Origin of the sequence: Pseudomonas sp. BIGb0176 (genome assembly GCF_024810175.1) — a bacterium.
GTDB classification, from domain to species: Bacteria; Pseudomonadota; Gammaproteobacteria; order Pseudomonadales; family Pseudomonadaceae; genus Aquipseudomonas; species Aquipseudomonas protegens.
The window spans coordinates 187,671-211,554 of record NZ_JANUEC010000007.1; the positions used below are offsets into that span (position 1 = coordinate 187,671).

Sequence of the window (23,884 nt, forward strand, 5' to 3'; positions counted from 1 at the left end):
GCAGGAAAACTCAAGAAGCCAGCGGCAATACTTGCCAAAGCCCATTCTGCTGAATCAATTGCCGGTCGCAGTCCGCTTCACGGGCGGCGGCCAAAGGCTGCCCAGGCAAGGCCTGAACCACACGCTGACCCTCACTGCGCAAGCGGCAGACGGTCTGCCAGAGTGCCGCGTCAGTGTTGTCTGGCATCCAGATACCGCCAGACGGTAGCTCGACTTCAGCACGCCCCAGGGTCACCAGGGTTTTCAAATCGGTGGAGAAACCAGTCGCGGGACGGGCACGCCCGAAATCCGCGCCGATGTCATCGTAGCGCCCGCCCTGGGCGATGGATTGGCCCACGCCTGGAACAAATACCGCGAACACCACACCGGTGTGGTAGTGATAGCCGCGCAACTCGCCAAGGTCGAAATACAGCGGCAAGTCCGGGAACCGCACGGACAGGCGCTCGGCAATGGTCAGCAATTCATCCAGCGCCAGCAGCACAGACGTCGGCGCACCGGCCAGGCGACGGCGGGCATCGCCCAGCACTTCGCGGCTGCCGCACAGGTCCACCAGGGAGCGCAGCATGTCCGCCAGGTCGGCCGGCAGGCCTTCCGTCAGGCTGATGACCTCGTCGATCGCCTTGCGTTGCAGGGCATCGAACAGTTGCTGTTCAACAGCACCGGACAAGCCGGCGGCCTGTGCCAGGCCACGGTAGATGCCAACATGTCCCAGATCCATGTGCACATCGGGCACGTCGGCCAGTTGCAGCATGGCCAGCATCAGGCTGATGACTTCAACGTCGCTGCTCGGGCTGGCATCGCCATACAACTCGGCCCCCAGCTGGATCGGGCTGCGCGAGGACGACAAGGCACGCGGCTGCGCATGCAGCACACTGCCGGCGTAGCACAGGCGGCTCGGCCCTTCGCGGCGCAGGGTGTGGGCATCAATACGCGCCACCTGCGGCGTGATGTCGGCCCGAAACCCCATCTGCCGGCCCGACTGCGGGTCGATGACCTTGAAGGTACGCAGATCCAGATCCTGGCCTGCACCTGTCAACAGGGATTCCAGGTATTCGATATGGGGAGTGACGACGAACTCGTAACCCCAACTCTGAAACAGATCCAACACCTGACGACGCGCCACTTCGATGCGCGCCGCTTCCGGCGGCAATACTTCTTCGATGCCATCTGGCAGCAGCCAGCGGTCTACCGTTGCCATTACGCCATTCCCCTATGGTCCGGGCGGCAAGCCTGGGGCCAGCCTTAGAGTGAAGCAGAAAACAGTCGCATCCGACGCGAGCTCAGCCGGACAGGCAGCCAGGAATCAGCTGTACAGACCATTTTCCTCGAAAAATCTTGCCGGACTCTTGAACGAGCCACGGCCAATCAAAGATGCAGACGCAAAAAAGCCGGGAATTTCCCGGCTGCCGCATCATACACCCGTTTTCCCAAAGGATCACCCCGCGAGGCGTTTTAGCCGCCCGGCGGGGTGCTCCAGGGTCAGGGCCTGATCAAGGCTTGGACTTTTCCAGGTAGTGGAAGAAGTCGCTGCTTGGGTCCAGAACCATGACGTCGGATTTGTTCGCGAAGCTTTCACGGTAGGCACGCAGGCTACGGTAGAACGCGTAGAACTCCTGGTCCTGGCCGTAGGCCTTGGCATAGATCGCCGCTGCCTGGGCATCACCGTCACCGCGAGCCTCTTCAGACTCCCGATAGGCTTCAGCCAACAGCACGCGACGCTGACGATCGGCATCGGCACGGATGCCTTCCGCCAGTTCGTTACCCTTGGCCCGGTGCTCGCGAGCCTCACGCTCACGCTCGGTGCTCATGCGCTCGAACACGCTGCGGTTCACTTCCTTGGGCAGGTCGATGGCCTTGACCCGGACATCGACCACTTCGATACCCAGCTCCTTTTCCGCCATCTTGTTCAGCGACGCCGTGATATCCGCCATCAGCGCGTCACGCTCACCGGAAACCACTTCGTGCAGGGTGCGCTTACCGAACTGGTCACGCAGGCCCGACTCCAGGCGACGGGAAAGACGCTCGTCGGCAATCTGCTTGAGGCCGGAAGTCGCGGTGTAGAAACGCTCGGCATCCTTCACCCGCCACTTGGCGTAGGCATCCACCATCACGGCTTTCTTTTCCAGGGTCAGGAAGCGCTGCGTCGGTGCATCCAGGGTCATCAGGCGTGCGTCGAACTTACGCACCTGGTTCACGTAGGGCACTTTCACATGCAGGCCAGGCTGGACATCCGCCTGAACCACACGACCGAACTGCAGCAACACCGCACGCTCGGTCTGAGCGACGATGTAGAAGCTGTTCCAGGCAACCACCGCCACGACAACGCCCACGATCAGGGCGATCAGCGATTTATTGCTCATCAGCGAGTCTCCCTAGAACGCGTCTGCTGCTGTTGCTGCATATGGTCAGCCGCCGCGCGCGCATTCGCTTCATTGCTGGCCGCCGACGCTGCGCCCGTTACCGGAGCACTGCCGCTACGACCACTGTCGATCATCTTGTCCAGCGGCAGATAGAGCAGATTGTTCTGCCCGCCCTTGCTGCCAGTCACCAACACCTTGCTGGTGTTGCTGAAGACTTCCTGCATGGTGTCCAGGTACAGGCGCTGACGGGTGACCTCAGGAGCCTTGCGGTACTCGGCAACCAGTTTGGTAAAGCGATCTGCCTCACCCTTGGCCCGGGATACCACTTCGTCACGGTAACCGTTGGCATCCTCGAGGATGCGCTGGGCCTGACCACGGGCTTCCGGCACAACGCCGTTGGCATAGGTTTCAGCCTGGTTGCGCGAACGCTGTTCATCTTCACGGGCACGGATCACGTCATCGAAGGCTTCCTGTACTTCACGCGGTGCCGCTGCGCTCTGTACGTTCACCTGGGTCACGGTGATACCGGTGCGATAGTTGTCCAGGAAGCGTTGCAGACGCTCCTTGATCTCACTGGCCATCAATTCACGACCTTCGGTCAGCACCTGGTCCATGGCGGTGGAACCCACCACGTGGCGCAGGGCGCTGTCGGTCGCATGCTGCAGGCTGATTTCCGGCTGATCGACGTTCAGCACGAAATCCTGCAGGTTGCTGATCTTGTACTGCACGGTCAGCGGCACTTCGACGATGTTCTCGTCCTCGGTGAGCATCTGGCCCTGCTTGGTGTAGGCACGCTCGCGCGTGACGTTTTCCATGTACTTGCGATCGATCGGCGGGAAGTAGATGTTCAGACCCGGGCCGACGGTTTCGTAGTATTTGCCGAAGCGCAGCACTACGGCCTGCTCCTGCTCGTCTACTACATACACCGCGCTGTACAGCCACACGGCAGCCAGCACGACAAGACCGATACCCAGCAGGCCGAAACCACCGCCCTTGCCGGAACTACCGCCGTCATCACCACGTTTCTTACCACCACCGAACAACCCATTCAGGCTTTCCTGCAGCTTACGGAAGGCCTCGTCGAGATCTGGTGGCCCCTTGCGATCGCCATTATTGCGGCGCTTACCACCCCAAGGGTCCTGATTATTCGAGTTGCCACCCGGCTCATTCCAAGCCATAGCGCTCTCCATCTGATAAAGCAAAGACGCACCCACGGCGCGCCGACCAATGCTACAGAATGCCTGCTACAGCGGCACAACCGCTTGCCCAGGCTTTTATTGCAAAGTGTGTTGCTCGATGAATTCCGACGGCTGCATGCCTTCGCGACTGACCAGCCGGTTCAACTCGGCCCGTGGCAGGCGAACAGCAAGCAAGCTGACACCTTCGTCGTCGTGATCTTCTTTCTGCACAGCGTTCAACTGGAAAAACTGTGCTCGCAGTCGAGCAAAACGCTGAGGCAAGCGCAAGGTGCCTACAAACAAATCTTCACCCAGCAGCTCGGCGATGGCCTGCTTGAGCAGGTCCAGCCCCTGGCCATCACGGGCCGACAGCCAGACCCGCTGCGGCTTGCCGTCGGGGTCGCGCTGGATCTGCGGCTCCACACCCTCGAGCAAATCGAGTTTGTTATAGACCTCAAGGATCGGCAAGTCTTGAGCCCCGATCTCCCCCAGCACCACCATCACCTGCTCGATCTGCGCCATGCGCTCGGGCTCATGGGCATCGATCACATGCAGCAGCAAATCGGAGTTGCTCGATTCTTCGAGGGTAGCCCGAAACGCCTCGACCAACTTGTGCGGCAGGTGGCGGATGAACCCCACGGTATCGGCCAGCACAATCGGCCCCAGGTCATCCAGCTCAAGCCGGCGCAGGGTGGGGTCGAGGGTGGCGAACAATTGGTCGGCAGCGAAAACATCGGACGCAGTGACCGCATTGAACAGCGTGGACTTGCCGGCGTTGGTGTAGCCCACCAGGGACACTGAAGGGATATCCGCACGCTTGCGGCCACGACGGGCCTGCTCACGCTGGCTGCGAACCTTCTCCAGGCGCGCCTTGATCTGCCGCAGACGCACTCGCAACAGGCGCCGGTCGGTTTCCAGCTGGGTTTCACCGGGCCCGCGCAGACCGATACCGCCTTTCTGCCGTTCAAGGTGAGTCCAGCCACGAACCAGACGGGTGCTCATGTGCTCAAGCTGGGCCAGTTCAACCTGGAGCTTGCCTTCATGGGTGCGCGCGCGCTGAGCGAAGATATCGAGAATCAGACCCGTGCGGTCGATCACGCGACACTCGAATACACGTTCGAGGTTACGTTCCTGACTAGGTGTGAGGATGTGATTGAAAATCACCAGGTCTACCTGTTCGGCTTTGACCAGGTCGCGTAACTCCTCGACCTTGCCGCTGCCAACCAGGTATTTGGCGGTTGGCCGATGACGCGGCACGCTAACAAACGCGACGGTCTCGGCGCCGGCCGATAATGCCAGCTCCTGAAACTCCTGCGGATCTTCGCGCGCCTCAGGGTCCTGACCATCCAAGTGAACGAGAATGGCCCGTTCACCACCACCGTGGCGCTCAAAGAACAAAGGAGACTCCTATCAGGCGTTACCTGGCTCAGCGTCACCCTGTTCGGATTCGGAAGCGCTAGGCAGGCGAATCGGGCGAACTGGAACCACTGTCGAGATAGCGTGCTTGTAAACCATTTGGCTGACGGTGTTCTTCAGCAGGATGACGAACTGGTCGAAAGACTCGATCGTACCTTGCAGCTTGATCCCGTTGACCAGATAGATGGAAACCCCAACCTTCTCTTTACGCAATGTATTCAAGTAAGGGTCTTGTAGCGAATGCCCTTTTGACATGTGCCGCACTCCTTTAAGGATCAATAATAAAAATCAGAAAACAGATGGCCAAAGCCGTCACACCCCCAAGGATAGACGGCAATTGCAAGGACTCAGCTCAATATGGAGATCGTCCCCAAGTATTTCAAGGCGCGTGGCAGATTGTCGCAATCCAGGCTGTCCAACCATTGCAGGTCAGCCCAACTACGTAACCAGGTGAACTGGCGTTTCGCCAATTGGCGCGTGGCAATGATGCCCCGCTCCTGCATTTCGGCTGACGTCAGCTTGCCATCCAGATGATCCCAGACTTGGCGGTAGCCCACTGCACGTATAGACGGCAACCCGGCATGCAGGTCACTTCTGGAACGCAGAGCTACGACCTCGTCAATGAATCCCTGTTCCAACATTTGTGTGAATCTTTGTGCAATACGCTGGTGCAGTACCTGGCGATTCGCCGGAGCGATGGCCAGATTGGCGACAGTATAGGGCAATTGACTGCGTCCCGATGCGCCTGCTTCAGTACTTTGCGCCAATTGACGCTGGCGATGGGCGGTCATTGTCAGGCCACTGACCCGATAGACCTCAAGCGCCCGGGTCAGACGCTGGGGGTCGTTGGGGTGGATCCGCGCCGCCGACTCGGGGTCCACCGCCGCCAGCTGGTCGTGCAGGGCCTGCCAGCCAAGACGTGCAGCCTCCTCCTCCAGCTCGGCACGTACCTGCGGATCCGCCGCGGGCATGTCCGCCAGGCCTTCAAGCAGCGCCTTGTAATACAGCATGGTGCCGCCCACCAACAGCGGGATCTTGCCCCGGGCGGTGATATCGGCCATGGCCGCCAGCGCATCGGTACGGAAATCCGCCGCCGAGTAGCTCTCGGCAGGGTCGAGAATATCGATCAGGCGATGGGGAAACTGCGCCAGCAGTTCCCTGGAAGGCTTCGCGGTGCCAATGTCCATGCCGCGGTAGACCAGCGCCGAGTCGACACTGATCAGCTCGCAAGGCAGCACCTTGGTCAGTTCGATGGCCAGATCGGTCTTGCCCGCAGCGGTCGGGCCCATCAGGAAAATCGCTGGAGGAAGCTGGGTCATCAACGGCCGCGCAGAAAGAGTTTGTCCAGATCGTCCAGGCCCATTTGGGTCCAGGTCGGTCGACCGTGGTTGCATTGGCCACTGCGCTCGGTGTTTTCCATGTCCCGCAGCAAGGCGTTCATTTCCGGCAGGGCCAGGCGTCGATTGGCGCGGATCGCGCCGTGGCAGGCCATGGTGCCGAGCAGCTCATTGAGGTGGGCCTGGATCCGGTCACTGGTGCCGTACTCCATCAGGTCCGCCAGTACGTCGTGCACCAGGCGATTGGCTTCCGCCTGCTTCAACAATGCCGGGATCTGGCGGATCGCCAGGGATTCCGGGCCCAGGCGCTGCAGCTCGAAGCCCAGGCGCTGAAACCAGCTCATGTGTTCTTCAGCGCAATCGGCCTCACGCTGGCTGACGGCAATCGACTCCGGCACCAGCAGCGGCTGGCCGCTCAGGCCTTCGCTGGCCATGGCCACCTTCAAGCGCTCGTACATGATCCGCTCGTGAGCCGCGTGCATGTCCACCAGCACCAGACCCAGGGCGTTTTCCGCCAGGATGTAGATCCCCTTGAGCTGGGCCAGGGCATAGCCCAGGGGCGGAATGTCCTCCTGGCCGTCCGGCAAAGCCGCCGCCGGCGCCCCCGGCAACGGGGCAAAGAACTCGCGGTACACGCCCTGGCTCTCGGCGGCCGGCAACACTGGCTGTGGCCGTGGCGTGTACTGATATTGATAGCCACTGCCGGCTCCCGCGCCCGGCGCATTGAAGTTCGGCTGGGATTGGGGCTGCTCCAGAGCCAGGTTCGCGGCCAGGCGCATCTCACCCTGAGGCCCGAACTCACCGGCCTCGATACCTGTCGGGCGCACGATGCCGGCGACCGCCGCCGGCGCCGCCAACTGATCCTCGGGCCGCACATCACCCAGGGCCCGGTGCAAGGTGCCATAAAGGAAGTCGTGCACCATGCGCCCGTCACGGAAACGCACTTCGTGCTTGGTCGGGTGCACGTTGACGTCGACCACCGACGGGTCGACTTCGAAAAACAGAACAAAGGTCGGGTGTCGACCGTTGAACAGAACATCGCGATAAGCCTGGCGTACCGCGTGAGCCACCAGCTTGTCCCGTACTGCGCGACCGTTGACGTAGAAGTACTGCAGGTCCGCCTGGCTGCGGGAGAAGGTCGGCAAGCCCACCCAGCCCCACAGATGCAAGCCGTTGCGCTCGACCTCGATGGGCAACGCCTGCTCCAGGAAGCCCGAACCGCACACCGCTGCCACACGACGGGCACGAGCGGCGTCGTCCTTGGCCTCGTGCAGGCTGAGGATGCTCTTGCCGTTGTGCCGCAAGTGGAAGGCCACGTCGAAACGCGCCAGGGCCAGGCGCTTGATCACTTCCTGCAGGTGATCAAACTCGGTCTTTTCCGCCTTGAGGAACTTGCGTCGTGCCGGCGTATTGAAGAACAGATCGCGAACTTCCACCGAAGTGCCTACCGGGTGCGCCGCCGGCTGCACCCTTGGTGCCATGTCCCGGCCTTCGGTTTCCACCTGCCAGGCCTGCTCGGCATCCCGGGTACGGGACGTGAGGGTCAGGCGCGCCACGGAGCTGATGGAAGCCAGGGCCTCGCCGCGAAACCCCAGGCTCATCACCCGCTCCAGGTCTTCAAGGTCACGGATCTTGCTGGTGGCGTGCCGGGCCAGGGCCAGCGGCAAGTCGTCGGAGGAAATACCGCTACCGTCGTCACGTACCCGCAGCAGCTTGACCCCGGCCTGCTCCACATCCACATCGATGCGCTTGGCGCCAGAGTCCAGGCTGTTTTCCAACAGCTCCTTGATCACCGAAGCCGGGCGCTCGACCACCTCGCCCGCGGCAATCTGGTTGGCCAGGCGCGGGCTGAGCAGCTCGATGCGCGCGCTACTGATTACCGATTCACTCATTCCTTGGCCGCCAGTTCTGTACCGGGGATGGTCAACACCTGCCCCACTTTCAATTCATCGCTTTTCAGGTTGTTGGCACTGCGTAGCGTGGCCGCGGAGACCTGATAGCGCACGGCGATCATGGCCAGGGTTTCCCCCGGATTGACCCGGTGATCACGCGGCCCCTGGGCGATCTTCCCGGAATCGCGCAGCCAGGCAATATAGGTGCCCGGTGGCGGGTTCTGCTGGAAGAACTGCCGCACGCCGCTGCTGATGGAACGCGCCAGGGCCTGCTGATGGCTGGCGGTGGCCAGCTTCGAGGCCTCGTTGGAGTTGGAGATAAAGCCGGTTTCCACCAGGATCGACGGAATATCCGGGGATTTGAGCACCATGAACCCGGCCTGCTCCACCCGCTGTTTGTGCAACGGAGTCACCCGGCCGATGTTGTTCAGGACTTTCTGCCCGACATTCAGACTGGAGGTCAGGGACGCTGTCATCGACAGGTCCAGCAGCACCCCGGCCAGCATCCGGTCCTTGTCATCCAGGCTGACGTTGCCAGCCCCGCCGATCAGGTCGGAACGGTTCTCGCTGTCCGCCAGCCAGCGCGCGGTTTCCGACGTGGCACCACGTTCAGACAAGGCAAACACCGATGCGCCAAAGGCCGCGGCCGAAGGCGCAGCGTCGGCGTGGATCGAGACGAACAGGTCGGCGCCCTTCTTGCGGGCGATCTCGGTACGACCGCGCAATGGAATGAAGTAGTCGCCAGTACGGGTCAGCTCGGCGCGGAAACCCTTGAGGCCATTGACCTGACGCTGCAATTCGCGAGCAATGGCCAGCACCACGTCTTTTTCATGCTGCCCGCGGGAGCCGGAGGCACCCGGGTCTTCGCCGCCGTGGCCGGCATCGATCACCACAATGATGTCGCGCTTGCCCGCCGGGGCTGGCGGCAGCTTGATCGCCGGCTCCGCCGGAGTGACGGGCACTGCTGGGACAGTGGCCACAGTAGGTGGCGGCGCAGTAGGTGGCGCGGCGTCAGCCGGGTTGTCGAACAGATCGACCACCAGGCGATTGCCGTACTGAGCGTTGGGCGCCAGGGTGAAACTCTTCGGCGTGACGGCCTTTTTCAGGTCGATGACCACCCGCAGGTCACTGGGCGTGCGCTGTGCCGAGCGCATGGCGGTAATCGGTGTATTGGCCGTGGCGACGTTCAGCGGACCGCCAAGGGTCGCGCCATTGATATCGATCACCAGACGATCCGGGGCCGTCAGGGTAAAGACGCTGTGCTGAACCGGGCCGGACAGGTCGAATACCAGTCGCGTGTTATCCGGTGCCCGCCACAGGCGGACGCTGCGAACCTGTGTAGCGGCCACAGCATCGACGGCCAATGCCGTAAGCAACAGTCCTACGACAGCAACCAACGCGCGAATGCGCATACCTAACCCCATCAATTATTTGAATTCCAACGCCAAAGCGGCACACCAGGACTCGCCACGCGAGCCTTGAGACAACAGATGCACAGAACGCCCATTGTTATGCGGGGTAATGGTAATGGTCAGGTCAGGCTTTGGCAAAAAGCCTGCACCACGCTGGGGCCACTCCAGCAGGCACAGAGCATCGCCCTCGAAGTAGTCGCGAATCCCCAGGAACTCCAGCTCCTCAGGATCCACCAGGCGGTACAGGTCGAAGTGGAAAGCCCGCACCGAGCCGATCTCGTACGGTTCGACCAGGGTAAAGGTCGGGCTCTTCACTGCCCCCGCGTGCCCCAGGCCACGGATGATCCCTCGCGACAAGGTGGTTTTGCCCGCTCCCAGGTCACCCTCGAGGAAGATCACCCCCACGCCTTGGGTCACCTGGGCAATACGTGCACCAAATTCCACCATGGCCTGTTCGTCGGCCAGAAAAAGGGTTAACTCAGACACGGTGATTGTTCCTCCAACAACTGACGAATGGCTGGAATCAGATCACTGGCCGCCAGCCCTCGGCCCAATTTGCCTTGCTGCTCGCCCGCGCTGGCATGCAGCCAGACCGCCAGGCAGGCGGCATCGAATGCCGACAAGCCTTGCGCCAGCAAGGCGCCGATCAGGCCAGCCAGCACATCACCCAAGCCTGCCGTGGCCATCGCCGGATGCCCTACGTCACAGCGGGCCAGTCGCCCATCGGCAGTGGCGATCAGGCTACCGGCCCCCTTGAGCACCGCAACCGCTGCGTATTTTTTGCTCAACGCCAGGGCCGCTGCAGGGCGATCCGCCTGCACCTCGGCGCTGGAGATACCCAGCAGCCGCGCCGCCTCTCCCGGATGGGGAGTGATGACACTCGCGGCAGGCAGTTGCAGCCCGCCCTCGGCCAGCAGGTTCAAGGCATCGGCATCCCACACCTGGGGCAACGGCGCATTGGCCGCCGCCGACAGCAGACTGCGCCCCCAGGCGCCCTGCCCCAACCCCGGCCCGACCACCAGCACCGTGGCCCGAGCCAGCAACCCCATCAACTGGTTGGCCGAATGAGTGCCCTGGGTCATGACCTCAGGCAAGCGCGCCGCAGCGGCAGCCACATGCTCACTGCGGGTCGCCAGGGACACCAGCCCCGCGCCACTGCGCAAGGCACTTTCCGCACTCAGCAAGGCGGCGCCGGCAAAACCTCGATCGCCCCCAATCAGCAACAGGTGGCCGAACTGACCCTTGTGGGCATCGCGAAGTCGTCCATTCAGATGTGGCAAATGGCCAGAAGTCAGCAACTGAACGTCAGGTAGAGGGTGTTTTGTCTGCGGCATGCGTCTTCGAGCTCCGATGTCTGGCAGAATTATACGCACCTCAGCCCCGGTTTCTCTCGCCTCATGCCCGCTATTACCCAGGATCTTCCCGCTCTCGCCCAATCGATCAAGGACTGGGGCCGCGAACTGGGCTTTCAACAAGTCGGCATCAGCGGCCTGGACTTGGCCGAGCATGAGCAGCACCTGGAACGCTGGCTCGCCGCCGGCTACCACGGCGAGATGGAATACATGGGCGCCCACGGCAGCAAACGCTCCCATCCCGACCAGTTGGTGCCTGGCACCCTGCGGGTGGTTTCGCTGCGCATGGACTACCTGCCCGGCGACACCCAGATGGCCCAGCGCCTGGCCCAGCCTTCCAAGGCCTATGTTTCGCGCTATGCCCTGGGGCGCGATTATCACAAGCTGATCCGCAAGCGCGTACAGCAACTGGCCGAGCGCATCCAGCAAGCCATCGGCCCCTTTGGCTACCGCGCCTTCGTCGATAGCGCTCCGGTGCTGGAAAAAGCCATCGCCGAACAGGCCGGGCTCGGCTGGATCGGCAAGAACACCCTGGTGCTGAATCGCAAAGCCGGCAGCTACTTCTTCCTCAGTGAACTGTTCGTCGACCTGCCCCTGCCGGTGGACGCGCCCCACGCCACGGAGCACTGCGGCCGCTGCACCGCCTGCCTGGACATCTGCCCGACCAACGCCTTCGTCGGCCCCTATGTGCTGGATGCCCGACGTTGCATTTCCTACCTGACCATCGAGCTCAAAAGCGCCATCCCCGAAGACCTGCGCCCGCTGATCGGCAACCGGGTATTCGGCTGCGATGACTGCCAGATCGTCTGCCCCTGGAATCGCTTCGCCCGCTCAACGGCCGAGGGCGACTTCAAGCCCCGGCACAACCTGGACAATGCAGAACTGGCAGAGCTGTTCATGTGGGACGAGGACAAATTCCTCAGCAATACCGAAGGTTCACCCTTGCGCCGCGCCGGCTACGAGCGCTGGCTACGCAACCTGGCGGTGGGCCTGGGCAACGCACCCTCTAGCATTCCGGTGCTGGAAGCCCTCAAGGCCCGCCAGGACTACCCCTCGGAACTGGTTCGCGAACATGTGCAATGGGCCCTGGACCAGCACGCCAACCGTCAGTGTTCGTCGTTGTAGACGAACTTGGGCATTTCCCAGTGAAAACGGATCGCCAGCAGGCGCAATAGAAAGCCGCCGAACAGGGTGACCAGGATCGACTGCTCGCTGGGCAGTTGCAGGTAGATGCACAGCATGTAGCACCAGGCCGCGGCGAAGGACACGCTGGCGTACAGCTCGCGGCGAAAGATCAGCGGGATATCGTTGCAGAAGATGTCCCTGAGGATGCCGCCAAAGACCCCGGTGATCACCCCGCTGACTGAAGCCACCAGCATGCCGTGGCCCATTTCCAGGGCAGTCATGCAGCCGATCAGGGTAAAGGCCACCAGGCCCACGGCGTCGAGCACCAGAAACAGCGAGCGCAGGTGACGCATCAAGGGCGCGATGAAGATCGTCACCAACGCCGCCACCGACGTCAGCACCAGGTATTCCGGGTGCTTGACCCAGGTCAGCGGGTAGTGGCCCAGCAGCACATCACGCACCGAACCGCCGCCGAGTGCGGTGACGCAGGCAATCAGCACCACACCGAACCAGTCCATGCCGCGCCGGCCGGCAGACAGGGCGCCGGTCATGGCTTCGGCGGTAATGGCAATCAGATAAAGCATCAACAGCATGATGGCGGTCCTTGCAGGAAGGCGCGCAGTCTACTCAGTTGAAGCGGGCACCAAAAGGGGGCAAGTACGGGCGCCGAGTCGCAGCGGGCGCCCGTTCGCCGGCAAGCCGGCGCCTGCGGGTCAGAACTTGATGAAGTGCTTGCGGTAGTGCTGGAGCTCGGCGATGGACTCGCGAATATCGTCCAGGGCCAGGTGGGTGCTGCCTTTCTTGAAGCTGTCGCGCACGTCCGGCGCCCAGCGGGCGGCCAGTTCCTTGAGGGTCGAGACGTCCAGGTTGCGGTAGTGGAAGTAGCTTTCCAGAGCCTTCATGTGGCGGTACAGGAAGCGCCGGTCCTGGCAGATGCTGTTGCCGCAGATCGGCGATTTGCCCTTGGGTACCCACTGCTCCAGGAAGGCAATGGTCTGGGCTTCTGCTTCGGCCATGCTGATGCGGCTTTCGCGAACCCGCTGGGTCAGACCGGAACCGCCGTGCTGGCGGGTGTTCCATTCATCCATGCCGGCGAGGATCTCGTCGCTCTGGTGGATGGCGATGACCGGTCCTTCAGCCAAGGTGTTGAGGTTGCTGTCAGTGACAATGGTGGCCATCTCGATGATGACGTCGGTGTCAGGGTTCAGACCGGTCATTTCCAGGTCGATCCAAATCAGGTTCTGCGGGTTTTGCATGGGTGGGCTCCTCGGCGTAGTTGCGCAGTTTAGCCTAGAGGGCCTGCCCGGCGTGCTAAACTCGCCGCCGTTTTACCTATCCGCCGTAATTATCGACACGGAACACCAATGGCCAAACGCCAGCTCAATCGCCGCCAAAACTGGCGCATCGAAAAGATCCAGGGTGAGCGCGCCGCCCGCGCCGCCAAACGCGAGTCCTCTGCCGTCGAGGCGCTGGAAGGTGGCGACCTGGGCCCGGAACAGACCGGCCTGGTCATCGCCCACTTCGGCGTCCAGGTCGAAGTCGAGGCTCGCGAAGGCGAAACGGCCGGCCAGGTGTTCCGCTGCTACCTGCGGGCCAACCTGCCGGCCCTGGTGACCGGCGACCAGGTGGTCTGGCGCGCCGGCAACCAGGGCATCGGGGTGATCGTCGCGCAACTGCCGCGCAGCACCGAGCTGTGCCGCCCGGACAGCCGCGGCCAACTCAAGCCGGTGGCCGCCAACGTCGACATGATCGTGATCGTGTTTGCGCCCATGCCAGAGCCCCACGCCAACCTGATCGACCGCTACCTGGTAGCCGCCGAGCATGCTGGAATCCGGCCGTTGCTGCTGCTGAACAAGGCCGACCTGATCGATGAGCAGAACGCCCCTGCGCTCAACGCCCTGCTCGCGGTCTACCGCCAGCTGGGCTACCCGCTGCTGGAGGTCTCGGCTCATCACGGCGACGGCATGGAGCAGTTGCAAGCCCTGCTGGACGGGCGCATCAGTGTATTCGTCGGCCAGTCGGGGGTGGGCAAGTCGTCCCTGGTCAACAGCCTGCTGCCGGAAGTCGAAACCCGCGTCGGCCCGCTGTCGGAGTTCTCCGGCCAGGGCACTCACACCACCACGACCGCGCGCCTGTTCCACTTCCCCGGTGGCGGTGAGCTGATCGACTCCCCCGGTATCCGTGAGTTCGGCCTCGGCCATGTCAGCCGCGCCGATGTCGAGGCCGGGTTCATCGAGTTCAATGACTTGCTGGGCACCTGCCGCTTCCGCGATTGCAAGCACGATCGCGAGCCAGGCTGTGCCTTGCTCAAGGCCCTGGAAGATGGGCGCATCCAGCAGCAACGGATGAACAGCTACCGCTCGATCCTCGCCAGCCTGCCAGACAACAGCTACTGATTGACCTGACCCAGATACGACAAGGCCGCGATCTTCGCGGCCTTGTCGTTTGTCACTTCGCCGTGCCCGGCGTAGCGGGCGGCGCCACCGGAGCAGTGGGAGCCGGAGCCGGAGCGGAAGACTGGCCCGCCGCACCCTGCTCGTCCATCTTCAGCACACCGTCCTCGAAGATATTCATACGTTGACGCACCTCGTGCGCCGGCAGCGGTTCGCTACCGGGCGGCAAGGCATTCGGGTCGGCTGCCGCCCCCGGTACTTCACCGGGAGCACCGCTACCCTGGGTCGGTACCGGAGCATTGGGATCGGTCTGCTCACCCTCGATGGCACGCTGGGCCTTCTTGGTCAGCACGACGATATCGATGCGCCGGTTGACCGGGTTGAACGGGTCCTTGCGATCGAATAGAGCCGACGAAGCAAAGCCCACCACACGCGCAACTTGCGGATCAGGATAACCACCCGCCACCAGCGCCCGACGCGCAGCGTTGGCCCGGTTGGCCGACAGTTCCCAGTTGCCGAAGTCGCCAGTGCCCGAATAGGGCTTGGCGTCGGTGTGACCGCTGATGCTGATCTTGTTCGGCACGGTCTTGATGGTGTCAGCCATGGCCAGCAGGATGTCTTCGAAATACGGCTTCAGACGTGCACTGCCAGAGTCGAACATCGGCCGGTTCTCGGCGTCCATGATCTGGATCCGCAGGCCGTCCGGGGTGATCTCGAAGAGGATCTGGTCCTTGAACTTCTGCAGTTGCGGGTTTTCTTCAACCTTGTTCTGCAACTCTTGCAACAGCAACTCGAGACGCTCGCGCTCGACCTGCTCGGCCATGCCCTCCACCTGGTCGGCATCCACCGTGACCTTGTCCGGTTGTGGCTGGGACTTGATCTCGGGGTTGAGGGTGTTGTCCGGCGCCAGCTCAGGGGAGCCGCCCAGGTCGATGATGTAGGGCGTACCGCTTTCCGAGAAGCCGATCGGGTCCTTGAAGTAACCGGCGATGGCGATCTTCTGTTCCGGGGTGGCCGTGGACAGCAGCCACAACACTAGGAAGAACGCCATCATCGCCGTGGCGAAGTCGGCGAAGGCGATTTTCCAGGCGCCCCCGTGATGTCCGCCAGCGAAGCGCTTGACGCGCTTGATGATAATCGGCTGATTATTTTCCATGACTTAGCGACCGCGAACCGCTTGTTCCAGCTCGGCGAAGCTAGGACGGTGCGCCGGGTACAGAACCTTGCGCCCGAACTCCACGGCCAGGGACGGCGGCATGCCGGAAGCCGAGGCCACCAGCGACGCCTTGATGGCTTCGTAGACGTTCAGTTCTTCCTTGGCGTCGTGGGCCAGGGAGTGGGCCAGCGGGCCGAAGAAGCCATAGGCCGCGAGAATACCGAAGAAAGTACCCACCAGTGCCGCACCTACGTGCAGGCCGATGGACTTCTGGTCGCCATCGCCCAGGGAAGCCATGGTCACCACGATCCCCAATACCGCCGCGACGATACCGAAACCGGGCATGCCGTCGGCAATCCCGTTGACCGCATGGGATGGATGCTCAAGGTCTTCCTTGAGGCTGAACAGCTCCATGTCGAACAGGCCTTCCAGCTCGTGGGGAGCCATGTTGCCGGAGGACATGATGCGCAGATAGTCACAGACGAAGGCGGTCATGCGTTCATCTTTGAGCACCGCCGGGTACTTGGCGAAAATCGGGCTGGCCGCGGCGTCCTCGATATCGCCTTCGATGGCCATCATGCCTTCGCGACGACTCTTGTTGAGGATCTCGTAGATCAGGCCCAGCACTTCCAGGTAGAAGGTGTGGGTGAAGCGCGAGCTGAACATGCCCAGGGATTTCTTGACGACGTGCATCGTCATGTAGCCCGGGTTGGCCTGGAGGAATGCGCCAAAGGCTGCGCCGCCGATGATCAGCACTTCGAAAGGCTGGATCAGTGCCGCGATTTTGCCGTGGGAAAGCACGTATCCGCCGAGCACGCTCGCGAATACGACGATGATGCCGATAATTTTAGCCATAGGTAGGGGAGTACTTATTGAGTCGGGTTCAAGGTCATATTCGGAAGTTCTTAAAACTCTTCTTCTACTTATCGGCAAAACTGCGCCAGACTATAGCCAGTTAAGGCGAAAAGCCAGTTTGGCCCGCTCTGGGCGTGTTCACAGCAGACGATGATTGCGCCCGACCATGTCTAATGAAACCAGCGTCCCACATTCTCCGCCCGCCTCTCTCGACGCCTGGGTAAAGCTCCTCAATGGCGTGCGCCTGCCGGTGCCCCAGGCCAGCCATGACCGGGTCTGCCGCGCCATTGCCAACAACCGCAGCTCGCTGCGGGAGATTGTCGATCTGATGCAAAACAGCCCGGCACTGGCCTTGAGCGTGATCCGCGAAGCCAACCGGCATTCCCACGGCAGCATGAGCGAACCGGCGGAAAACCTGGAGATCGCGGTCAACCGCCTGGGCCTCAAGCGTACCGAGGAGTTGCTCGAGCAACTGCCGACGCTGCCTGAAGAGCAGATCCCCCAGGCATTGCGCCAGTTCCAGCTGATCAGCCAGCACGCCAGCCAGCAAGCCAATGGCTTCTTTGCCGGACGCCTGGCGCGACTCTGGCAGGACATCCACTGGGGCAGCCTGCTGTTTCTCTCGCCGCTGTGGGCCATGGCCCTGGTCTATCCCAAGCTGCTGGAAGAGTGGGAACTGCGGGTCATCTACCAGCACGAATCCGCACACGACGTTGAACTGCAACTGTTCGGAGTGCGACTGATGGAAATGTGCCAGGCCCTGGTCCTGGCCTGGCACCTGCCGATCTGGGTCCAGCAGGGCTATCGCCTGCTGACCCAGGAGCAGCACCTGCTGGCCAAGGTCATGCTGATTGCCCGCGACAGCGACAACCCGCTGCGCCAGCAACAACGCCTGGACGCTGAACCGGACCTGCGGCGCTGGCTGAACCAGCCGGCCAACACTGTGTTGCTGGCCAACGGCCTGGCGCTGGCGGCGCAACAGTCCTGGAACAGCCCCCATGGCCGGCGCTGGCAGAACCTTACCGCTCTTTATCTGCAGATCCCCCTGGACCAGGTCCAGCAACAGTTGCACCAACAGGCCGTACAAAGCGCCCGCAACGACACCCAGCCCGATCTCTGGCACCCGGCCCAGGCCCTGCTCTGGCCCTGGGATGCCCGACGCCTGCATCACGGCGAACAACCAGCCCCGGCGCCCACCGCACTGGAACTGGCCAAGTGGCGCAAGCTCTGCGGCGAACTGTTGCTGGACCCCAGCCCCTTTACCAACGCCGTGCACCTTACCGGCTTTGCCCGGGATGCCCTGGCGGCGTGCGGCATGCATCGGGTCATGCTGCTGATGGTCGATCGCAGCCTGAGCCACCTGCGAGTGCAACAGCTTTACGGCATGCCCAGGGAAGCGGCCAGCCTGACCCTGCAGGCCAAGCAGAGCCCGCTGTTGCAACGCCTGCTGGAAAAATCCGCGCAGATCCGCCTGACCCCGGCCAACCGGGCCCAGTTCGCCCCTCACCTGCCAAGCTCGCTGCGCCAGCTGTTTCGCGGCGAACACCTGCTGATCCGCTCACTGTCGTGCAATGGCCGGGTACTGATGCTGGCGATCGCCGACCAGGGCGGCGTGCCGTTCTCGGAAATCAGCGTCCAGGCCTTCGGCAAGACCGCCCAGTGCATCGAAAAAGCCTTGCACAGCTTTACCAACCGCAGCCAATGACGCTTGCGCTACAATCCTTCCCTTTGCGCCCTGGGGACCTGACATGTCTGACTTCTCTGGCTTGCCGCTGGTCATTGAACCGAGCGACCTGCTCGCCCGCCTGAACGCCCGCGAACTGATCCTGGTCGACCTGACCAGCGCTGCCCGCTATGCAACCGGGCATATTCCCGGGGCGCGCTTCGTCGACCCCAAGCGCACTCAGCTGGGCCAGGCGCCGGCTCCCGGGCTGCTGCCGCCGCAAGCGGCGCTTGAAACGCTGTTCGGCGAACTCGGGCACAACCCGGACGCGGTCTATGTGGTCTACGACGATGAAGGCGGTGGCTGGGCCGGGCGCTTCATCTGGCTGCTGGACGTGATCGGCCACCACCGCTACCACTACCTCGACGGCGGCCTGCCGGCCTGGCTGGCGGAAGGCCTGCCCGTGTCTACCGAAGTGCCGGCCGCGGTCGGCGGCCCCGTGGCGCTGGCCCTGCATGACGAGCCCACCGCCACCCGCGAATACCTGCAAAGCCGTCTCGGCGCGGCGGACCTGGTGATCTGGGACGCCCGCGGACCGCTGGAGTACTCCGGCGAAAAAGTCCTGGCAGCCAAGGGCGGGCATATCCCCGGCGCGGTGAATTTCGAATGGACCGCCGGCATGGATCAGGCACGCCACCTGCGCATCCGCCGCGACATGCCACAGATCCTTGCGGACCTGGGCATCAGCAAAGACAAAGAAGTGATCACCCACTGCCAGACCCACCATCGCTCCGGCTTCACCTATCTGGTGGCCAAGGCGCTGGGCTACCCACGGGTCAAGGGCTACGCCGGTTCCTGGGGCGAATGGGGCAATCATCCCGATACGCCCGTAGAGATTTAAGGTTTTTAAGGACACCCAATGAAAAAGCGTTTGTTCATCATCAGCCAGTACCTGCTGCCTCATCACCTGCTGTCGCGCCTGGCCGGCTGCATTGCCGAGTGCCGCGTGCGCTGGTTCAAGAATGCCTTCACCCGCTGGTTCGCCAAGCAGTATCAAGTGGATATGTCCGAGGCCCAGGTCGAGGACGTGACCGCCTACGAGCACTTCAACGCCTTCTTCACCCGCGCCCTCAAAGACGGCGCGCGGCCGCTGGACCCGACCCCGGGCGCGGTGCTCAGCCCTGCCGACGGCGCGGTCAGCCAACTGGGCCCGATCGAACACGGCCGAGTGTTCCAGGCCAAGGGCCACAGCTACAGCGTGCTGGAACTGCTGGGCGGTGACCCGGCCCTGGCACAGCCGTTCATGGGCGGCGACTTTGCCACCATCTACCTCTCCCCCAAGGACTACCACCGGGTGCACATGCCCCTGGCCGGCACCCTGCGGGAAATGGTCTATGTGCCGGGCCGGATCTTCTCGGTCAACCAGACTACCGCTGAAAACGTACCCGAGCTGTTCGCACGCAACGAGCGCGTGGTGTGCATCTTCGATACCGAGCGCGGCCCGATGGCGCTGGTGCTGGTGGGCGCGATGATCGTCGCTTCGATCGAAACCGTCTGGGCCGGCCTGGTAACGCCGCCCAAGCGCGAACTCAAGACCGTGCGCTACGACGAAGCCGCCCGCGCTCCGATCCACCTGGAGAAAGGCGCCGAAATGGGCCGCTTCAAGCTGGGCTCCACGGCCATCGTGCTGTTTGGCCCGGACCAGGTGCAGTGGGCCCAAGAGCTGGCTGCCGGCTCGCCCGTGCGGATGGGCCAGGGCCTGGGCCTGCCCAAGGCTTGAGGCCTGAATGCCGGACATAAAAAACGCCGCTGATCAGCGGCGTTTTTTATGAGCGGGGATTTTCCGGCGGCTCAGAGTTGCCCGTCGCGGTCACGGAACCCCAGCAGGTACAGCACGCCATCCAGGCCCAGGGTCGAGATCGCCTGCTTGGCCGACTGCTTGACCAGCGGCTTAGCGCGGAATGCCACGCCCAGGCCGGCAATGCCGAGCATCGGCAAATCGTTGGCGCCATCGCCGACAGCGATGGTCTGCTCCAGGCGCAGGCCTTCCTTGTGCGCCAGCTCACGTAGCAGATCGGCCTTGCGCTGGGCGTCGACAATCGGCTCCACCGCCACGCCAGTGACCTTGCCGTCCACCACTTCCAGCTCGTTGGCGAACACGTAGTCGATACCCAGCTTGGCTTGCAGCTGCTTGGCAAAGTAGGTGAAGCCGCCGGAGAGGATCGCGGTCTTGTAGCCCAGGCGCTTGAGTTCGGCGAACAGGGTTTCGGCGCCCTCGGTCAGGCGCAGGGAGGCGCCGATGGCGTCCAGCACATTGACGTCCAGGCCCTTGAGCAACGCCAGGCGCTCCTTGAAACTGGCGCGGAAGTCCAGCTCGCCGGCCATCGCCCGCTCGGTGATTTCCGCGACCCGATCGCCGACACCGGCCGCCTTGGCCAGCTCGTCGATGACTTCGGCCTCGATCAGCGTCGAATCCATGTCGAACACCGCCAGGCGCCGGTTACGGCGGAACAGCGAGTCTTCCTGGAAGGCGATATCGACGTTCAGCTCCTGGGCCACGCTGAGGAACTCGGCCCGCAGGGCTTGCGGATCGGCGGCTTCGCCACGTACCGAGAACTCGATGCAGCCCTTGCCCTGGTCGGCAGGCATATCCAGGGGCATGCGCCCGGACAGGCGATCGATATGGTCGATGTTCAGGCCGTACTTGGCGGTGATGGAGCTCACGCGCTGCAACTGTTCGGCGGTAACCTTGCGCGTCAGCAGGGTCACGATATGGCGCTTCTTGCCCTGCCCGGCGACCCACTGCTGGTAATCCTCCTCGGACACCGGCGTGAAGCGCACCTGCTGGTCGAGCTTGTAGGCGGTGAACAGGATGTCCTTGAGCACCGACGAGCTCTGCTCGTTGCTGGGAATTTCAACCAGGATGCCGAACGACAAGGTGTCGTGGATCACCGCCTGACCGATGTCGAGAATGTTCACACCACCCTGGGCCAGAACGCCGGTAATGGCCGCAGTCAGACCGGGACGATCTTCGCCGGTGATGTTTATCAGGACAATTTCGCGCAAGGCGCACCCCCGAGGTGGAAAAAAAGCGCATTCTACCCACTTTCGGTGACCATCGGGCACAGCCAGCGCTTTGCCGGTCTAGGGCCTGTCGCTATACTGCGCGTCAACTTCACGGACAAAAGAGCCGAGCTCAGTGAACCGGCCCACGCCAGTTAAAACCGATAACTTCTTCCTGCTGATCTTCCGTGCACTGCGCCACCGCCGTGTGCCGATTGCATTGCGCATTGCCAGCCATAACGTGATCCTGGTCGCCCTGGCCCTGGTGATCTATGCCGGCGTGATGGGCCTGCAGTTCAAGCAAGCCATGCACGAACAAGCCGACGCCCTGGGTCAGAGCCTGACCACCCAGACCGCCACCTCGGCCACCGAGCTGCTGGTGTCCAACGACATCCTCAGCCTCAATGTCCTGCTCAACAATCTGACCAAGAACCCGCTGGTGGCCCACGCGGCCATCTACAGCGTGGACAACCGCATCCTCGCCGAGGCCGGCCAGCGCCCCAAGAGCAGCCTGCTGGGTGAAACCGAGGGCGTGTACCAGACCAAGATCACCTTCCAGGACGTGACCGCGGGCAACCTGCGAATCAGCCTGGACATGGCGCAATTCCAGCAGCCGATGACCATCAGCCTGCAAAGCATGGGCATCCTCAGCGCCATCCTGCTGGCCCTGGCCCTGGCCTTGAGCCTGCGCCTGGGGCGGCACATCTCGACTCCGCTGCTGCAACTGCGAGTCTGGCTGCGTGACCTGGACGAACACACTCCCGCCACCCAGCGCCAGGACGAAATCGGCGATCTGGCGCGTCAGCTGCATGCCCGCCTGGTGCCGGAAAAACCCGAACCGGCACCGCAGCCCGAGGCTGAAGTACAAGACGACGAGGACGATGAGCCGGCATTCGAAGTGCGCAACCTGCGGGACCCGAGCTTCGACGAAAGCGCTCCGGTAGCAGGCCTGAAGCCTGCACCCCGGCACCTGGTTCACGCCGAAGAAGATGAACTGGACGAGGAAGACCCCTTCGCCGACCTGCGGGACAGCTCATCGACGCCTGCTGCCAAGCCACAACCGCAACCACAGGTTCCGGCCCAGCCCCAGCACAGTGCGGTACTCGCGGTGCAACTCGGTGCCCAGGAGCAACTGCGACGCCTGCCCCGCGCCCGCCTGATGGAACTGCTGGAACGCTACCGCGATTGCCTCGACCAGGCCGCCTCGCTGTACCAGAGCGAACTGCATACCCTGAACGATGGCAGCACGCTGATGCTGTTCCACAGCGAAGACAGCGGTGACGACTACCTGACCAACGCCATCTGCTGCGGCGAGTTGCTGCGCGCCCTGGGCCATGCCCTGCAGATCGAAGTGGCGGACAGCGGCATCACCCTGCAACTGCAACTGGGCCTGACCCTGGGCGACGAACTGTTCGGCCTGAGCCAGATCGACCTGCTGCTCACCGAAACCGCTCAGGATGCCCTGGCCCTGTCCCAGCACAGCCGCAACCTGCTGCTGGTGGAGCGCAAGGTCAATGACGACCCGCTGCTGCGCCAGCGGGCACGTATTCGCCCGATCGCCAGCCCGGAAGGTGCCTGCTGCGTGGAACGCCTGATGGAGCCCTACCCGTCGATGCTGGAGCGGCAACTGGCACGCATGCATGAAACACGGGCCAAGCTGTAAGGCTGACCCGCACAAAAAGAAGCCCGCCCAGTGCGGGCTTTTTCATGAGCTTTGTGTAGCCGCTGGCGCAGCCTGCGACAAGCCCCGCAGGGGCTTCAACGCTGGTGATATCGCTGCGTGCCTGCGGCCTGCTCGCAGCCTTCGGCAGCGGCTACAGGAGATTGCGTTGGCCAGAGCCAGAAACGACAAGGCCCGCTGTTGGGCGGGCCTTGTCTCGCGGCGTGTCAACTCAGAACCTGAACACTTCCATATCCGTGCGGATCGGCGTGGCCATCGGGATCTTCGGTTGCTTTTCCTGCCCGGCAGGCTTGGGCGCAGGAGCCGGGGCCGCCTTGCGTGGCACCTCCGCCACCGCCGGCTGATTGGCCAGAGGCTTGAGGGCACCCGACAACTGTTCCGCCAGACGCTGCAACAGCACGCCCTGGGCCTGGACCTGGGACGCCGTGGTTCCCGCGTGCTGCTCCTGCAGATGAACGATGCGGTTGTCCCGCACCTGGCCACGACGGTCGATCAGGCGCCATTGCGCATCCAGCACCGCCGGCTGCGACTTGCCTGAATCCAGGCGAGTGATCGACAGCAGCACCTGGACATCCGGAGTGAAGCCGCTGGTGGCCGGAGCCAATACAACCCGCTGGCTGTCGAGATGACCGGCCACCTGGCGCAACAGCAACTGGTCGATGTCCGAAGACAGGCTGCCGGCCCAGCGACCATCAGTGGAGGCCTGCAGGCTGCCATCATCCTGACGCTGCAGGAGGGTTTCACGTTGCAGGTAGTCGGCGATCAGCACCGGCCCCAGCAATACCGACATGCCGGCACTGGCCGGCTGAGCTGGACTTCCGCTGTCCAGCTGATACAGCGACACCGGCTGGTGTACGCTGCAACCCGCCAGGCCAAGAACGCCGGCGAGCAAGAAAACAAGAGGAAGGCGCAGAGCAGTCATCATCCCATCCAGGTGGCGGCCACAAGGCTAGCCACAGTGTAAATACTCAAAAAAACCTGAATAACGCCCGGCCACGCCA

22 protein-coding genes are annotated in these 23,884 nt (G+C 63.0%); 6 read left to right on the plus strand and 16 right to left on the minus strand.

Annotation, left to right across the window (positions count from 1 at the left end; all coding sequences use genetic code 11):
- Positions 1 to 10: 10 nt before the first annotated feature.
- From M2395_RS31005 to M2395_RS31050, 10 genes are all read right to left on the minus strand, one after another.
- Positions 11 to 1,198, minus strand: a complete 1,188-nt coding sequence (locus M2395_RS31005; protein ID WP_011058942.1) for an ATP phosphoribosyltransferase regulatory subunit — start codon at positions 1,196 to 1,198, stop codon at positions 11 to 13.
- A gap of 292 nt (positions 1,199 to 1,490) precedes the next feature.
- Positions 1,491 to 2,360, minus strand: a complete 870-nt coding sequence (gene hflC / locus M2395_RS31010; RefSeq protein ID WP_011058941.1) for a protease modulator HflC — start codon at positions 2,358 to 2,360, stop codon at positions 1,491 to 1,493.
- Positions 2,360 to 3,538, minus strand: coding sequence for an FtsH protease activity modulator HflK (hflK, locus tag M2395_RS31015; RefSeq protein WP_011058940.1), 1,179 nt, complete (start codon positions 3,536 to 3,538; stop codon positions 2,360 to 2,362). Before hflK ends, hflC begins: the two co-directional genes overlap by 1 nt.
- A 96-nt stretch (positions 3,539 to 3,634) precedes the next feature.
- A complete protein-coding gene (gene hflX / locus M2395_RS31020) occupies positions 3,635 to 4,936 on the minus strand; it encodes a ribosome rescue GTPase HflX (protein WP_011058939.1) in 1,302 nt (433 codons plus the stop codon).
- Positions 4,937 to 4,948: 12 nt separating this feature from the next.
- Entirely contained in the window at positions 4,949 to 5,209 is a 261-nt protein-coding gene (gene hfq / locus M2395_RS31025) for an RNA chaperone Hfq (RefSeq protein WP_007921378.1), read from the minus strand.
- Between the two features lie 92 nt (positions 5,210 to 5,301).
- Positions 5,302 to 6,273: a tRNA (adenosine(37)-N6)-dimethylallyltransferase MiaA gene (gene miaA / locus M2395_RS31030; RefSeq protein ID WP_011058938.1), complete on the minus strand. Its 972-nt coding sequence runs from the start codon at positions 6,271 to 6,273 to the stop codon at positions 5,302 to 5,304.
- Complete coding sequence (gene mutL, locus M2395_RS31035) at positions 6,273 to 8,183, minus strand: DNA mismatch repair endonuclease MutL (protein WP_015633938.1); 1,911 nt, start codon at positions 8,181 to 8,183, stop codon at positions 6,273 to 6,275. The genes miaA and mutL overlap by 1 nt, the downstream gene beginning before the upstream one ends.
- Positions 8,180 to 9,607 (minus strand): N-acetylmuramoyl-L-alanine amidase, encoded by a 1,428-nt coding sequence (locus M2395_RS31040; protein ID WP_197731927.1) that lies wholly within the window; start codon positions 9,605 to 9,607, stop codon positions 8,180 to 8,182. Before M2395_RS31040 ends, mutL begins: the two co-directional genes overlap by 4 nt.
- A 3-nt stretch (positions 9,608 to 9,610) precedes the next feature.
- On the minus strand, positions 9,611 to 10,081 hold the full coding sequence (gene tsaE, locus M2395_RS31045) for a tRNA (adenosine(37)-N6)-threonylcarbamoyltransferase complex ATPase subunit type 1 TsaE (protein ID WP_015633937.1): 471 nt from the start codon (positions 10,079 to 10,081) through the stop codon (positions 9,611 to 9,613).
- Positions 10,069 to 10,929: an NAD(P)H-hydrate dehydratase gene (locus M2395_RS31050; protein ID WP_011058934.1), complete on the minus strand. Its 861-nt coding sequence runs from the start codon at positions 10,927 to 10,929 to the stop codon at positions 10,069 to 10,071. The genes tsaE and M2395_RS31050 overlap by 13 nt, the downstream gene beginning before the upstream one ends.
- Positions 10,930 to 10,992: 63 nt before the next feature.
- Here M2395_RS31050 and queG point away from each other — a divergent pair, with 63 nt between their 5' ends.
- Complete coding sequence (queG, locus tag M2395_RS31055; protein WP_011058933.1) at positions 10,993 to 12,072, plus strand: tRNA epoxyqueuosine(34) reductase QueG; 1,080 nt, start codon at positions 10,993 to 10,995, stop codon at positions 12,070 to 12,072.
- Here queG and M2395_RS31060 read toward each other — a convergent pair.
- Together M2395_RS31060 and orn are read right to left on the minus strand one after the other, a co-directional pair.
- The gene (locus tag M2395_RS31060; RefSeq protein WP_169893104.1) at positions 12,054 to 12,668 is read right to left on the minus strand and encodes a trimeric intracellular cation channel family protein; all 615 of its coding nucleotides are present in this window, start codon (positions 12,666 to 12,668) and stop codon (positions 12,054 to 12,056) included. The two genes, queG and M2395_RS31060, sit on opposite strands and share 19 nt — an antisense overlap.
- Positions 12,669 to 12,785: 117 nt before the next feature.
- Positions 12,786 to 13,328 (minus strand): oligoribonuclease, encoded by a 543-nt coding sequence (gene orn, locus M2395_RS31065; protein WP_011058931.1) that lies wholly within the window; start codon positions 13,326 to 13,328, stop codon positions 12,786 to 12,788.
- Between the two features lie 108 nt (positions 13,329 to 13,436).
- Here orn and rsgA point away from each other — a divergent pair, with 108 nt between their 5' ends.
- Positions 13,437 to 14,468 carry a small ribosomal subunit biogenesis GTPase RsgA gene (rsgA, locus tag M2395_RS31070; protein WP_011058930.1) on the plus strand — a complete coding sequence of 344 codons (1,032 nt, stop codon included), beginning with the start codon at positions 13,437 to 13,439 and terminating at the stop codon, positions 14,466 to 14,468.
- Between the two features lie 52 nt (positions 14,469 to 14,520).
- Here the strand turns inward: rsgA and motB are convergent, their stop codons facing one another.
- Both motB and motA read right to left on the minus strand, forming a co-directional pair.
- The gene (gene motB / locus M2395_RS31075; RefSeq protein ID WP_077933263.1) at positions 14,521 to 15,621 is read right to left on the minus strand and encodes a flagellar motor protein MotB; all 1,101 of its coding nucleotides are present in this window, start codon (positions 15,619 to 15,621) and stop codon (positions 14,521 to 14,523) included.
- 3 nt (positions 15,622 to 15,624) lie between these two features.
- Positions 15,625 to 16,476, minus strand: coding sequence for a flagellar motor stator protein MotA (motA, locus tag M2395_RS31080; RefSeq protein WP_011058928.1), 852 nt, complete (start codon positions 16,474 to 16,476; stop codon positions 15,625 to 15,627).
- Positions 16,477 to 16,642: 166 nt separating this feature from the next.
- Here motA and M2395_RS31085 point away from each other — a divergent pair, with 166 nt between their 5' ends.
- The 3 genes from M2395_RS31085 to asd are packed head-to-tail and all read left to right on the plus strand — an operon-like array spanning position 16,643 to position 19,919.
- A complete protein-coding gene (locus M2395_RS31085; RefSeq protein WP_123431201.1) occupies positions 16,643 to 18,181 on the plus strand; it encodes an HDOD domain-containing protein in 1,539 nt (512 codons plus the stop codon).
- A gap of 43 nt (positions 18,182 to 18,224) precedes the next feature.
- Entirely contained in the window at positions 18,225 to 19,040 is an 816-nt protein-coding gene (rhdA, locus tag M2395_RS31090; RefSeq protein WP_015633933.1) for a thiosulfate sulfurtransferase, read from the plus strand.
- Between the two features lie 18 nt (positions 19,041 to 19,058).
- Positions 19,059 to 19,919 carry an archaetidylserine decarboxylase gene (gene asd, locus M2395_RS31095; protein ID WP_015633932.1) on the plus strand — a complete coding sequence of 287 codons (861 nt, stop codon included), beginning with the start codon at positions 19,059 to 19,061 and terminating at the stop codon, positions 19,917 to 19,919.
- Between the two features lie 71 nt (positions 19,920 to 19,990).
- Here asd and serB read toward each other — a convergent pair whose 3' ends face one another.
- Entirely contained in the window at positions 19,991 to 21,205 is a 1,215-nt protein-coding gene (gene serB, locus M2395_RS31100; protein WP_011058924.1) for a phosphoserine phosphatase SerB, read from the minus strand.
- Positions 21,206 to 21,338: 133 nt separating this feature from the next.
- Between serB and M2395_RS31105 the strand changes: the two genes are divergently transcribed.
- A complete protein-coding gene (locus M2395_RS31105) occupies positions 21,339 to 22,865 on the plus strand; it encodes an AhpA/YtjB family protein (RefSeq protein WP_015633930.1) in 1,527 nt (508 codons plus the stop codon).
- Positions 22,866 to 23,094: 229 nt separating this feature from the next.
- On the opposite strand, the gene M2395_RS31110 is transcribed toward M2395_RS31105, so the two are convergent.
- A complete protein-coding gene (locus M2395_RS31110; protein ID WP_041115443.1) occupies positions 23,095 to 23,805 on the minus strand; it encodes a membrane integrity-associated transporter subunit PqiC in 711 nt (236 codons plus the stop codon).
- Positions 23,806 to 23,884: the final 79 nt, after the last annotated feature.

What these genes read in the sequence shown, in the direction of transcription:
- M2395_RS31050 (WP_011058934.1), bottom strand. Translation starts at nt 10,929, where the DNA reads ATGCCGCAGACAAAACACCCTCTACCTGACGTTCAGTTGCTGACTTCT.
- orn (WP_011058931.1), bottom strand. Translation starts at nt 13,328, where the DNA reads ATGCAAAACCCGCAGAACCTGATTTGGATCGACCTGGAAATGACCGGT.
- rsgA (WP_011058930.1), top strand. Translation starts at nt 13,437, where the DNA reads ATGGCCAAACGCCAGCTCAATCGCCGCCAAAACTGGCGCATCGAAAAG.
- rhdA (WP_015633933.1), top strand. Translation starts at nt 18,225, where the DNA reads ATGTCTGACTTCTCTGGCTTGCCGCTGGTCATTGAACCGAGCGACCTG.
- M2395_RS31110 (WP_041115443.1), bottom strand. Translation starts at nt 23,805, where the DNA reads ATGACTGCTCTGCGCCTTCCTCTTGTTTTCTTGCTCGCCGGCGTTCTT.
- hfq (WP_007921378.1), bottom strand. Translation starts at nt 5,209, where the DNA reads ATGTCAAAAGGGCATTCGCTACAAGACCCTTACTTGAATACATTGCGT.
- queG (WP_011058933.1), top strand. Translation starts at nt 10,993, where the DNA reads ATGCCCGCTATTACCCAGGATCTTCCCGCTCTCGCCCAATCGATCAAG.
- mutL (WP_015633938.1), bottom strand. Translation starts at nt 8,183, where the DNA reads ATGAGTGAATCGGTAATCAGTAGCGCGCGCATCGAGCTGCTCAGCCCG.
- miaA (WP_011058938.1), bottom strand. Translation starts at nt 6,273, where the DNA reads ATGACCCAGCTTCCTCCAGCGATTTTCCTGATGGGCCCGACCGCTGCG.
- M2395_RS31040 (WP_197731927.1), bottom strand. Translation starts at nt 9,607, where the DNA reads ATGGGGTTAGGTATGCGCATTCGCGCGTTGGTTGCTGTCGTAGGACTG.
- hflK (WP_011058940.1), bottom strand. Translation starts at nt 3,538, where the DNA reads ATGGCTTGGAATGAGCCGGGTGGCAACTCGAATAATCAGGACCCTTGG.
- hflC (WP_011058941.1), bottom strand. Translation starts at nt 2,360, where the DNA reads ATGAGCAATAAATCGCTGATCGCCCTGATCGTGGGCGTTGTCGTGGCG.
- M2395_RS31005 (WP_011058942.1), bottom strand. Translation starts at nt 1,198, where the DNA reads ATGGCAACGGTAGACCGCTGGCTGCTGCCAGATGGCATCGAAGAAGTA.
- motA (WP_011058928.1), bottom strand. Translation starts at nt 16,476, where the DNA reads ATGGCTAAAATTATCGGCATCATCGTCGTATTCGCGAGCGTGCTCGGC.
- asd (WP_015633932.1), top strand. Translation starts at nt 19,059, where the DNA reads ATGAAAAAGCGTTTGTTCATCATCAGCCAGTACCTGCTGCCTCATCAC.
- M2395_RS31085 (WP_123431201.1), top strand. Translation starts at nt 16,643, where the DNA reads ATGTCTAATGAAACCAGCGTCCCACATTCTCCGCCCGCCTCTCTCGAC.
- motB (WP_077933263.1), bottom strand. Translation starts at nt 15,621, where the DNA reads ATGGAAAATAATCAGCCGATTATCATCAAGCGCGTCAAGCGCTTCGCT.